Below are 11,895 nucleotides of genomic sequence, written 5' to 3' on the forward strand. Positions count from 1 at the left end.
GCACGACCAGCCATCCGGGCGCATGCCTCGACGAGGGCAAAGATTATTCTTTACGCAAAAAAGACCAGTGCATAATAAATTGACATACTCCCAAAATTTCTCTAGTTGGAAAAAAGTTTTCCCTTTCGAGATAGCGAAGGACCTCCCGCATGCCGCATATCAAGACTTTTCTCCGGGCCGGCGCGGTTGCCGCCCTGTTTTCGCTGCCCGCTCTTTCCGCCCATGCCGAGGAAACCTTCGTCGTTTCCAACTGGGGCTATTCCAACGATTTCTATGAGCCCTTCATTTTCGAACCCTTCGAGAAGGAGCATAACGTCAGGATCGTGGTCGAGACCGGCGGCGCGCCGGAGCGGCTGAACAAGGCCCGTATCCGCGGCGGCGTCGATGTCATTCTGCTGACCGACAAGTTCTCCCAGATCGGCATCGATCAGGGCGCATTCGAGAAAATCGATTCCTCGAAGCTTTCCAATCTCGACGAACTCTATGATGCCGCCCAGCATCCGCAGGGTGATTACGGCCCGGCCTACACATTCGGCCGCTACGGCATTGTCTATGACAAGACCCGCACCGATACCCCGATCACCTCGTGGTGCGACCTGTGGCGGGAAGACTTTGAGAGCTCTATCGCCATGCCCGCCTTCAACACCACCGGCGGTCCGCTGACGGTGATGATGGCCGCAAAATGCTTCGGCACGAATGCCTTTGATGATCCGGATGCGGCCTTTGCCAAGATGGCGGAGCTGAAGCCGAATATCGTCAAGACCTTCTCGTCCGGCTCGGAACTGACCAACCTGCTTTCCACCGGCGAAGCCTTTATCGGCCTGGCGCAGGACTATGCCTTCCCGGCCATCCAGTCGGCCAACCCGAATATCGGCTGGGCCGAGCTGAAGGAAGGCGATTTCCGGATGATGAACACCTACAACATCCCGAAAAACGCCAAGCACAAGGATCTGGCGCTGGCCTTCATCGACTTCTCGCTGTCCCGACAGGCCCAGAAGGATGCGGCCGTCGAACTGGTCAGCGGCTCCGGCCCGGTCAACAAGACGGTCGAGCTGACGCCGGAAGAAGCCTCCAAGCTCGTCTATGGCGAAAAGGCCGTGCTCAGCATGCAGCCGACACCCTATGACAAGCTGCTGAAGGTCAATGACGACTGGGAACGCCGCTGGAACGACGTGTTCGGACGCTGACGGACGCAAAGTTGACCTCCCGCGTTTCCCCCGCACAGCGCATCAGCGCGCTTGGCCCGTGGTTGCTGGTTCTGCCGGCAACCGCGGTGCTCGTTTTCATTCTGGTCATTCCGGTGGCCGGAACCCTTGCCGAGAGCTTTTCCAATCCGGCAGGCCTGTTCGCCAATTATCGCGACTTCTTCGCCGACGATTATAACCGCACGGTGATGATCCGTTCGTTCCGCATCGCCTTTCTGTCGACGGTGACGGCGCTTATCCTCGGTTTCGCCGGGGCCTACATGATCGCCAATGCATCGCCGGGTCTCAAACGCGTGCTGCTGATCCTGTCGGTGTTTCCGCTGCTGACCAGCGTGGTCGTGCGCTCGTTCTCCTTCATGGCGATCCTCGGCCGCAACGGCGTCGTCAACACGCTTTTGATGAAAGCGGGACTGATCGGCGAACCGCTCGAAATGCTGTTCACGCAGGGCGCGGTGATTGCCGGTCTTGCCTATCTGTTCACGCCGCTGATGATCCTGTCGCTGGTCGGCGTGCTCGAAAATATCGAGGACGATCTTTATCTTGCCGCCGGTTCGCTCGGCGCGTCGCCGGTTTCGGTGTTCTTTCAGGTCACCCTGCCGCTGGCCGTGCCCGGCATGATCGTCGGCTCGATCCTCGTCTTTACCGGATCGCTCGCCACCTTCGTCACGCCGACGCTGCTGGGCGGCGAGCCGCAGATGACGCTGGCGACACTGCTTTACCAGAAGGCGATGATCTCGTTCGACTGGGGCGTGGCCAACACCATTGCCGCGATCATGATGGGGACCGCGATCTTCTGCGTGGTCGTGCTCGGCACCATCGCCGGCAGAATGACGGCCCGGAGGGCGGCAGCATGACCGGACGCCGCATTCACCCGCTTTCAAAGGCCTTCGGCTGGCTGGTCATCCTGTTTCTGGCAGGCCCGATCGTCATCGTCATCGGCACATCGGTCAGCGATACCCGCTATCTGGCGTTTCCGCCGCAGGGCTTCACGCTCAAATGGTATGCCAATGTGTTCAACCATTCGGGCTTTCTCGACACCTTCATCATCTCGATGCAGGTGGCCGTCGGCGGCACGCTGATCGCGCTCGTCACCGGGCTGGCGGCAGCCTATGCGCTGAACCGCTACCGGATGAAAATTCCGGGCTGGTATGGCTCGGTGTTCTTCCTGCCGTTCTTCATTCCGGAAATCGTCTTCGGCTTTTCGCTGCTGAAAACCCTGATCGTGCAGTTCGAACTGCCGATCCTGCCGTCGCTGATCCTCGGCCATGCGATCCTGTGCCTGCCCTATATGGTGCGGGTGATCGGCGCCAGCCTTGCCGGTTTCGACTTCTCGATTCAGGAAGCCGCCGTCAGCCTCGGCATGCATCCGGCAAAGGCGTTCTGGACCATTGTCCTGCCGAATATCCGCTCCGGCGTGATCGCCGGCATGGTGCTCGCCTTCATCACCTCGCTGAATGATATGGCGGTGGCGCTGTTTCTGACCGGTCCCGGCATTTCCACGCTGCCGATCGAAGTCTTCACCTATGTCCAGCAGTTTTTCGATCCGACCGTCAGCGCCGTTTCCGTGCTTCTGATGGGCGTCACCATTCTCGTCATGGTGCTGATCGAACGCAGTCTCGGTCTGTCGAAGACCGTTCAATAGGAGTTCAAATGGCTGAAAACGCCGTCATTCTGAACAATGTCACCGCCCATTACGGCACGACGCAGGTTCTGCACGGGCTGAACCTGTCCGTTGGCGAGGGCGAACTGGTTTCGCTTCTGGGCTCCAGCGGCTGCGGCAAGACGACGACGCTGCGCCTGCTCGCCGGTTTCCTGCAGCCCACCGGCGGCAGCATTTCCGTTGCCGGGCGCGATGTCACCGGCCTGCCGCCGCACAAGCGCGATGCCGGCATCGTGTTCCAGAACTATGCGCTGTTCCCGCATCTTTCCGTTGCCGAAAATGTCGGCTTCGGGCTGAAACAGCGCAAGGTGGCCACGGCCGAACGGGAAAGGCGCGTTGCCGACATGCTGGCCCGCGTCGGGCTGACGGGCTTTGCCGACCGCCTGCCCGCTGCCCTTTCCGGCGGCCAGCGCCAGCGCGTCGCCGTGGCCCGCGCGCTTGCCATCGACCCGCCGCTCTTGATGTTCGACGAGCCGCTGTCCAATCTCGACGCCAAGCTGCGCGTCGACATGCGGGTGGAAATCCGCGAATTGCAGAAGGCCAACAACCGCACCGCCATCTATGTGACCCACGATCAGGAAGAGGCATTTTCCATTTCCGACCGCGTGGCGATCATGAATGCCGGCAACATCGTCCAGCTCGATACGCCGGAAGTGCTTTATACGCGCCCCGTCAACGCCTTTGTCGCCCGCTTCGTCGGTTTCGACAATCTGATCGCCATGCGGGTGATCCGCAGGGACAGCGCAAAGGTGACGGCGGCGCTGGAAAATGGCGGCGAGATCGTCCTCGACGAGGCCCTCACCGGGACGCTGCCCGAGCGTTTCACCATCGGTGCGCGCCCGGAAGGGCTGACGCTCACCGATGCGGGCAGCGCCAATGCCATCGCCGGAACGACGCATATGCGCTCCTATCTCGGCCGCGCCTATCAGTACAAGATCGAGACTTCGGCCGGCGTGCTGATCGCCAACGGCCCGCTGCAAAACCCGATCGATGCCGGACAGAATGTCGGCCTCGCCTTCGATTTCGCCCATTGCTGCATTCTCGAGGATGCCGGGGAAACGCCATGAGCCGGACCCTTGTCGCCGCCGCCGCGCAGATGGGGCCGATTGCCCGTTCGGACACGCGCAAGGGAGTTGTCGAACGGCTGATCGCGCTTTTGGGCGAGGCATCGTCGCGCGGGGCGGAACTCGTGGTTTTTCCCGAGCTGACGCTGACGACCTTCTTCCCGCGCTGGCACATGACCGACCCGGCGGAAATCGATGCCTTCTATGAAACCGAGATGCCGGGGCCGGAAACGCAGACGCTTTTCGACGCGGCGAAGCGGCTGAAGATCGGCTTTTATCTCGGCTATGCGGAACTGACCGTCGAGGATGGCGTAAAGCACCGCTACAACACATCCGTTCTGGTTGACCGCGACGGCAAGATCGTCGGCAAATACCGCAAGATCCATCTGCCCGGCTGGGATGCGCCACAGCCGGATCTGAAGTCCCAGCATCTGGAAAAATACTATTTCGAACCCGGCAATCTCGGCTTCAACGTGTTCGAGACCATGGGAACGCGCATCGGCATGGCGATCTGCAATGACCGCCGCTGGCCGGAAACCTATCGGGTGATGGCGCTGAAGGGATCAGAAATGATCCTTGTCGGCTACAACACGCCGGACGACCATACCGGCAACTTCGATTTCGACAGCCTGACGCAGTTTCACAATCAGCTGTCGATCCAGGCGGGCGCCTATCAGAATTCCAACTGGGTCATCGCGACGGCCAAGGCGGGCCATGAGGAGGGCTCGAACCTGATCGGCCAGTCGATGATTGTCGCCCCCTCCGGCCAGATCGTCGCCATGGCGGTTTCGACCGCCGACGAAGTGGTGGTGGCGAAATGCGATCTCGACATGGCGAAGCTCTACCGCAAGACGATTTTCGATTTCGCCCGTCACCGTGAGCCGGAACAGTACCGGCTGATTGTCGAGACAAAGGGACCGGTCACGGACTGATTGAATGCAAGATCCGACGCATGGGGAGGAACGACAATGAGCCAGCCGGAACCGGCATCTGCCAGCGAACAGAGCGAAACCAGTTCGGTCTCCCGCATCCTGTCCGACCTGCGCCGTGAAAACGGCTGGACGCTTGCCGAAGTGTCGAAAAGAACCGGCGTTTCGATTTCAGCGCTTTCCAAGATCGAAAACGGCCAGAGCCAGCCCGCCTATTCCGTGCTGACCCGGCTTTCGGGCGGTCTCGGCCTCGACTTTGCCGATCTTCTGGAGGGAAAGGCCGCGCGCCCGAGCTTTGCCCGTGCCGCCCGCGCCATTACCCGCAGGGGCGAAGGCCGGCATCTGGAAAACGACATGGGCGCCTACCGGATGCTTTCCACCGAGCTTGCGGACAAGGCGCTGACGCCGATGGTGATCGATATCCCGCCGCGTGACGACAATATGCCACCGGCCCGCAGCACCCACAGCGGCGAGGAATTCGTCTATGTGCTTGCCGGCGACGTGATTTTCGAAATGTCGCCCTATGCGCCGGTCTTGCTGGCGGAAGGCGACACCGTCTATTTCGACGCCGCCTCCGAGCACGGGTTTTATGCCGCAGGCCCCGGCAATGCCCGCATTCTTTCCATCTGCTATTCCGGTTCGGGCGATGCGCCCGACCAGTTCACGGTGTCCTCATGATCGATGCAAGTTCCGAAGTCCGGCTGCGCCAGCAGCTGACCCTTGTCGCGCTCGCCAAAGCCCCTGCCGACCGTATTCTGCGGGTCGGCAGGCTGCTCGACACGGCGACGCGGACATGGAGCGATAATCAGGAAATCGTCATCTCCGGCGACCGGATTGCCTATGTCGGCCCCGCCGGGTCATGGCCCGGCCAGTGCGATGTCATTGACGAACGCCCCGACCTGATGGCGATCCCCGGCCTCGGCGAGGTGCACAAGCATATCGAAAGCTCGCATCTGACGCCGGAATGGGAGGCGGCGCTGGTGATGCCGCGCGGCAATACCTGGACCTGCGAGGCAAGCCACGAATTCTCCAATGTGCGCGGCTCGAAGACGCTTGATTTCTGGATGACGGCGCGGGCCAACGGCTCGCCGCTGAAGATTTTTCCGCTGCCCGGTTCCGCCGTGCCGCCGACGGCCTATGAGCATGGTGGCGGCTGGCTCGGCCATGACGAGCAGCGCGACTTTATGAACGGAAGCCTGATGGTTGCCGGTCTTGACGAAGTGATGGACTGGCCGGCCGTCTGGAACCCGGAAAACGCCTCCCATGACCGGCTCTGGGGCATGATCGAGGCCACTTTCGCCGCGCGCGGCGTGGTCGAGGGCCATGCCGCCGGGATCAGGGACCTGCCGACCATCAACGCCTTTGCCGCCGCCGGTCTGGCCTCCGACCACGAGGCGTGGACGGCAGAGGAATTCTGGGACAAACTCACCCACGGGCTGTTTGCGGAACTGAGACCGCATTCCATGCCCGATGTCATCAAGGGGCTTCTGGAACGCGGCCTTGCCGACTGGTCGCAGATCGCCTTTGCGACCGATGACCGTTCCGCCTCGGAAACCCTCGAGAAGGGCGCGACCGACTATAATGTGCGCCTCGCCATCCAGTCCGGCCTCGCCCCCGAAATCGCCATTCAGTGCGTCACCATCAACCCCGCCCGGCATATGCGGCTGACGCCATGGGTCGGCACGATTGCGCCGGGCCGGTTTGCCGATATCGTTCTCCTGTCCGACCTCGAAAGCTTCGAAATCGCCGAGGTCTGGGCCGATGGCAAGCAGGTCTCGAAGGGCAAAGACTATGTTCTCCCGGTTCCCGATATCGACTGGCCGGACTGGGCGAAGAACACGGTTCAGGCGGGCGGCCTCTTCAGCGCCGACGATTTCGCGATTGCAGCCGAACCGGGCCGCAAGACGATGACGGCGGCGGTGCTGCGCCCGTTCCACTGGGAAGATGATTTCCTGACCTATGAACTGCCCGTGGAAGATGGCCTCGTGCAGCGCGATACGGCGCGCAACATCACCAAATTCGCCATTGTCGACCGTTTTTCCGGCAAAAAGTCCATCTCGAAAATGTTCTGGGCCGGAACGGGGCCGAAGACGCCGGATTGCGCGCTGGCAAGTTCGCTCGCCCACGACAAGCACAATATCTGGTGCGTCGGCTCATCGGATACGGCGATGGCGGCAGCGGTCAACGCGCTTGGCGAAATCGGTGGCGGCTGGACGCTGGTGCGCGACAATAAGGTCGTTGCCACCGTGCGCTACGAGATCGCCGGGCTGATGTCGCAGCGCTCCGCCGAAGACCTCGATGCCGATATGCAGCAGCTTTATGCCGAGGGCGAAAAGATCGAATGGATGTTCGAACCCTCGTCCTCGCCGCGCTGGTGGCCGGGTTTCCCCGAGCGGCTCGCCTTCGCAACGCTCACCTGCGCACCCTGGCGCTGGGTGCTGGTGGCGCCGTCCGACTATGCGCCCGAAGGCCTCGTCAATGTCGCGACCGGCGCAACGCACAAGGTGGTCTGGTAGATGATGGACAACAACACGGAAATCACCCCGCATCCGGCATTCGACGGCGTCGATCGGCTGGAAACCCCATGTGTCGTTGTCGATGCGGCACGCCTTGAGGCCAATATCGCACACATACAGGCCATCGCCACCGCCGGCAATGTGGCGCTGCATCCGCATATCAAGACGCATAAATCGCTCGCCATTGCCGGCATGCAGCGCAAGGCCGGGGCCACAGGCGTCACAGCCTCCCACCCCAGCGAGGCCGCCGTCTTCATCCGCGCCGGTTTTTCCCCGGTGACGCTGGCCTATCCGCTGGTGCGCCCGGAACCGGTTGCGGCGCTGCTGACGCTCGCACGCGAGAACGGCACAAAAGTCCGTTTCATCGCCGACAGCGCAACCGGCATTGAGGCGCTGGAAACCGGCGCACAACAGGCAGGAACGGCGGCAGACGTGTTCATCAAGGTCGATGTCGGTCTGCACCGCTGCGGCGTCGATCCGGCGGCGGAAGACAGCATCGCCCTCGTCCGGAGGCTCGTATCGTCGCACCTGACCTTCACCGGTCTCCTCTCCCACGCCGGCCATGCCTACGGCGCAGGCTCGGCCGATGCCGTGCGCAGGGTTGCCGCCGATGAACGGCACACACTGCTCTCGTTTCGGGAAAAGCTCGCTAAGCAGGGCATCACCGTGCCGCTGATCTCCATCGGCAGCACCCCGTCCCTGCTGGCCAATGACGGTTTCGACGGCATCGATGAAATCCGGCCGGGCAATTACGTGTTTTACGACATGACCGCCGTGCGCCTCGGCATCATCGATCGCAGCCAGATCGCACTGGCCGTCTCGGCAACGATCATCTCGAAAAACCGGGATTTCTACATCATCGACGCCGGATCGAAGACGCTCAGCTCCGACCTCGGCGCCCACAGCACCGGCACGGGCTCCGGCTTCGGCGAGGCATGGAGCACAACCCTCGACGCGCCCCTGACCGTCGTGAAACTGTCGGAAGAACACGGCATGGTCTCACGGGCAGGCACCGATCTTGCCATCGGCGAACGCCTGCTGATCTACCCCAACCACGCCTGCGTCGTCGTCAACCTCGCGCCCTCTCTCACTTTCCTGGACAGGGGAACCGTCTCGCAAAGCACGATCAACGCCACCCGATGGGCGATCGCCTCGGCAGACGACGCCGGTTTGTCGGGATAAAGCCCCTCTCCGGACAAGATATGCGCGATGGCGCAAAAAACGCCAGCATGTGATATCGGCTCTTTCAAAAAACGCAAAAATTGCGTAATCAAAAGCTGAAACATTTGATCGAGCGAGTCCCGATGAGCACAACCACCCGCAGACCGAACCAGGCCGATATCGCATCCAGACTCGGCGTTTCTGTAAGCACGGTATCGCGGGCGCTTGCCAATGAGGACGGCATCTCGGAGGTCGTACGGCGCGATGTTCAGAGGATGGCGCGGTCGCTTGGATATCGCTCCAAGCGCATGCCCGGTCTGCGGGCGACCGACCGCCGCGTTGTCGCGCTCGTGCCCTTTGCCAATGCGACTGGCGGCCTGTCGGGTTTTTATGTCGACATTCTCAACGCCATCCGCAGCGAGGCCTCGGTCTGCGGGCTGGATCTCGATATCCGCCTGATCAGCGAACGCAAGGTGACGCTCGAACTCGTGGCGCGGCATGTGCAAGCGGCCGGGGCCAGCGCCGTTCTCCTTGCCGGGATCGATGCCAGCGACGAGCTTGCGTCATGGTGCCGGGAAAATGAAGTCCATGCAGTGCTTGTCAACGGCTGCGACCCGTTGATGCGCATCAGTTCGGTGGCGCCGTCCAATTTTTACGGTGCCTATATGGCCACCAGGCATCTGCTTTCGGCAGGTCACCGGAAAATTCTGCATTATACCCATGGCCACCGACCGACAATCCTCGAGCGCCGCCGCGGCTTCGTCACGGCCATGGCCGAGGTCACCGGGGAAGAGGCAGCGCTGGTCATGAGCGACGACCGCAAGCCGATGGAGCTTCTGCAAGATATCTCCGAAGGGAAACATGACGTCACGGCCCTGTTCTGCTGGAATGATATCGCGGCGGTGGAAATCATCGAAGGCATCCAGGGTGGCGTCGGTCAGGTAGCGCGCGACTTTTCGATCATGGGCTTTGATGATCTGCCGCTTGCAGCGATGACAGCGCCGCGTCTCAGCACGATCCATGTGGATCGGGATGCGATCGGGCGCGGCGCCATCAGGCTGCTCTCCGATCAGATCGAAGGCGAAACGGCGGTTCGGCAGCTGGAAATCGGCGTGTCACTGGTCCCCGGCGGCACGGTTCACGCACGAGCCTGAACGACAACTTATACCGTCAGTAAAAAATTGCCCTCAGACACATCGGCGTAACGAAAGCGCATCGCCTACTGCGCCGCGCGGTTTATTGTGTTCTATTTTAGTTATTTAAAACAACAACATACGAAATGGAATTCGCAATTATTTCAAACATAATGCAAATTACGCAAATTTATGCATAACTATTGATAAATTGCGGATTTGCACCTACGCTTTCCTCCGTTCTGAGTAACACGAGGCCCGGGAGGGGCTTCGAGGGAGGAAAATCAATGACTTATGTTTCCCTGACACGATTGTCAGTGAAGGGCGTCGTGCTGGCTTCTTCGGCCTTGCTGCTTCTGGCAGGCTCCGCCCTCTCGCAGCAGCAGGCGCCGATGCTCGACCCGCTGGTCGAGGACGGATCCCTGCCGCCGGTGGACGAGCGCCTGCCGCAGGACCCGCTGGTGGTGGAGCCGGTGGACAGCATCGGCAAATATGGTGGCACCTGGCATTCCGGCCTGCGCGGGCGTGGCGACACGGCCTGGATTTCACGCACGCTGAACTATGACGGGCTGGTGCGCTACAATCGCGAATGGGACGAGATCATTCCCAATCTCGCGGAGAGCTGGGACGTCAGCGAGGATGCGCGGCAATACACGTTTCATCTGCGCGAAGGACTGAAGTGGTCGGACGGCACGCCGTTCACCAGCGCCGATATCGCCTTCGCCACCGAACTCATCCAGGATCCCGATTATCCCGTCGGCGGCCTGTTTTTGACCGATCCGGGAAATCTGGTCACCATCGAAGTCGCAGATGATACGACCTTCACATTCACATTCGAGAAGCCGAACGGCCTGCTGCTCGACGAGCTTGCCGGGGTCAACGGGATCACGCTTGTCTCGTTGCAGAAGGCCTATTGCGGACAGTTTTATCCAGCCCTCAGCGACAATGCCGAACAGCAGGCCAGGGATGAAGGCTACGAGAACTGGGCCTTCATGATGGAAGACAAATGCGCGTTCGGGCAGGAGCCGCAGCGCTGGGGCAACCCCGATCTGCCGTTCATGAACGCCTGGGTCGTTACCGAACCCTGGACGGCCAATACCAGCCGCGTGGCCTTCGAACGCAATCCCTACTACTGGAAGGTCGACCCGGAGGGCAATCAGCTGCCTTATATCGACCGGCTGGAAATGCGGGTCAGCGAAAGCGCCGAGGAACTGACGCTGATGGCGCTCAATGGCGAGATGGATTTCACCGACCGCCATATCACCACGGTCGCAAACCGGCCGCTCTTTTATGACGGTCAGAAGGAAGGCGATTACCGGCTCGGCGCAAACGTGCCGTCGCAATCCTCGACGCTGGTCCTGCAGCTCAACCTGAACCACTCCGATCCGGTCAAGGCCGAACTTTACAACAACAAGGAGTTCCGTATCGGCCTTTCCGAGGCCATCAACCGGCAGGAAATCATCGACGCCGTTTTCACCGGTCAGGGCGAACCCTATCAGGTGGCGCCGCGCCCGGAATCGCCGTTCTACGACGAGGAAATGGCCAAGCAGTATACCGAATACGATCCGGAATCCGCGATCGGGCATCTGGAAGCGGCCGGCCTGACGGAAACCAATGGTCAGGGCATCCGGCTGATGAGCAACGACAAGCCGGCGGTCATCACCGTCGATGTGATCTCCGCTTTCCGCCCGGAATGGATCGATATGCTGGAACTGATGTCGCTGCAATTACGCGAGGTCGGCATCGATCTCGAGATCAACAATATCGACCGCACGCTGTTCTACGACAAGCGGCCGAGCGGAGACTTCGATGCCCAGGTCTGGCAGGGCGATGGCGGCCTCGATGTCGTTCAGGAGCCGCGCTATTATTTCCCGGCCAATGCGGAATCCGCCTGGGCCTTCCAGTGGCAGGCCTGGTTTAACGGCACCGACCCCGAGATTGCGTCCGAACCGGCCGACTGGGCCAGGAAGCAGATGGACCTCTACGATCAGCTCGGAGCCTCGCCTGACCCTGAAGAACGCGACGCGCTGATGCGCCAGATCCTTGAAATCGCCAAGGAAAACTTCCCCGTAATCGGCGTCAGCCTTTCACCGGACGGCTACTACATTGCCAAGAACAATCTGCGCAATGTCTCCGAACCGATGAAACATGCCTGGCTGTTTCCAACGCCGGCACCCTACGACCCGCAGCAGTGGTATTTCGACTAGGGACAACGACACCTCCTCCC

10 protein-coding genes are annotated in these 11,895 nt (G+C 61.1%); all 10 read left to right on the forward strand.

Annotation, left to right across the window (positions count from 1 at the left end; translation table 11 throughout):
* The first annotated feature begins 149 nt into the window (after positions 1–149).
* A complete protein-coding gene (locus tag ABID12_RS16625) occupies positions 150–1,187 on the forward strand; it encodes an ABC transporter substrate-binding protein (protein ID WP_354435196.1) in 1,038 nt (345 codons plus the stop codon).
* Between the two features lie 11 nt (positions 1,188–1,198).
* On the forward strand, positions 1,199–2,059 hold the full coding sequence (locus tag ABID12_RS16630; RefSeq protein ID WP_227023676.1) for an ABC transporter permease: 861 nt from the start codon (positions 1,199–1,201) through the stop codon (positions 2,057–2,059).
* On the forward strand, positions 2,056–2,847 hold the full coding sequence (locus tag ABID12_RS16635) for an ABC transporter permease (RefSeq protein WP_106307465.1): 792 nt from the start codon (positions 2,056–2,058) through the stop codon (positions 2,845–2,847). The genes ABID12_RS16630 and ABID12_RS16635 overlap by 4 nt, the downstream gene beginning before the upstream one ends.
* Before the next feature lie 8 nt (positions 2,848–2,855).
* On the forward strand, positions 2,856–3,932 hold the full coding sequence (locus tag ABID12_RS16640) for an ABC transporter ATP-binding protein (RefSeq protein WP_354435198.1): 1,077 nt from the start codon (positions 2,856–2,858) through the stop codon (positions 3,930–3,932).
* On the forward strand, positions 3,929–4,861 hold the full coding sequence (locus tag ABID12_RS16645; protein ID WP_354435200.1) for an N-carbamoyl-D-amino-acid hydrolase: 933 nt from the start codon (positions 3,929–3,931) through the stop codon (positions 4,859–4,861). The genes ABID12_RS16640 and ABID12_RS16645 overlap by 4 nt, the downstream gene beginning before the upstream one ends.
* A gap of 36 nt (positions 4,862–4,897) precedes the next feature.
* Positions 4,898–5,536 (forward strand): helix-turn-helix domain-containing protein, encoded by a 639-nt coding sequence (locus ABID12_RS16650; RefSeq protein WP_354435201.1) that lies wholly within the window; start codon positions 4,898–4,900, stop codon positions 5,534–5,536.
* On the forward strand, positions 5,533–7,374 hold the full coding sequence (locus ABID12_RS16655; RefSeq protein ID WP_354435203.1) for an adenine deaminase: 1,842 nt from the start codon (positions 5,533–5,535) through the stop codon (positions 7,372–7,374). Before ABID12_RS16650 ends, ABID12_RS16655 begins: the two co-directional genes overlap by 4 nt.
* Positions 7,375–8,556: an alanine racemase gene (locus ABID12_RS16660; protein ID WP_354435204.1), complete on the forward strand. Its 1,182-nt coding sequence runs from the start codon at positions 7,375–7,377 to the stop codon at positions 8,554–8,556.
* A 122-nt stretch (positions 8,557–8,678) separates the two neighbouring features.
* Positions 8,679–9,689, forward strand: coding sequence for a LacI family DNA-binding transcriptional regulator (locus ABID12_RS16665; RefSeq protein ID WP_354435206.1), 1,011 nt, complete (start codon positions 8,679–8,681; stop codon positions 9,687–9,689).
* Between the two features lie 266 nt (positions 9,690–9,955).
* On the forward strand, positions 9,956–11,875 hold the full coding sequence (locus ABID12_RS16670) for an ABC transporter substrate-binding protein (RefSeq protein ID WP_354435207.1): 1,920 nt from the start codon (positions 9,956–9,958) through the stop codon (positions 11,873–11,875).
* Positions 11,876–11,895 lie beyond the last annotated feature (20 nt).

The organism is Martelella mangrovi, assembly GCF_040545495.1.
GTDB classification, from domain to species: domain Bacteria; phylum Pseudomonadota; class Alphaproteobacteria; order Rhizobiales; family Rhizobiaceae; genus Martelella; species Martelella mangrovi.

Bases quoted from the DNA above. Each gene is read 5' to 3' on its own strand.
- ABID12_RS16625 (WP_354435196.1), top strand. From the start codon at position 150: ATGCCGCATATCAAGACTTTTCTCCGGGCCGGCGCGGTTGCCGCCCTG.
- ABID12_RS16635 (WP_106307465.1), top strand. From the start codon at position 2,056: ATGACCGGACGCCGCATTCACCCGCTTTCAAAGGCCTTCGGCTGGCTG.
- ABID12_RS16640 (WP_354435198.1), top strand. From the start codon at position 2,856: ATGGCTGAAAACGCCGTCATTCTGAACAATGTCACCGCCCATTACGGC.
- ABID12_RS16645 (WP_354435200.1), top strand. From the start codon at position 3,929: ATGAGCCGGACCCTTGTCGCCGCCGCCGCGCAGATGGGGCCGATTGCC.
- ABID12_RS16650 (WP_354435201.1), top strand. From the start codon at position 4,898: ATGAGCCAGCCGGAACCGGCATCTGCCAGCGAACAGAGCGAAACCAGT.
- ABID12_RS16655 (WP_354435203.1), top strand. From the start codon at position 5,533: ATGATCGATGCAAGTTCCGAAGTCCGGCTGCGCCAGCAGCTGACCCTT.
- ABID12_RS16660 (WP_354435204.1), top strand. From the start codon at position 7,375: ATGATGGACAACAACACGGAAATCACCCCGCATCCGGCATTCGACGGC.
- ABID12_RS16665 (WP_354435206.1), top strand. From the start codon at position 8,679: ATGAGCACAACCACCCGCAGACCGAACCAGGCCGATATCGCATCCAGA.
- ABID12_RS16670 (WP_354435207.1), top strand. From the start codon at position 9,956: ATGACTTATGTTTCCCTGACACGATTGTCAGTGAAGGGCGTCGTGCTG.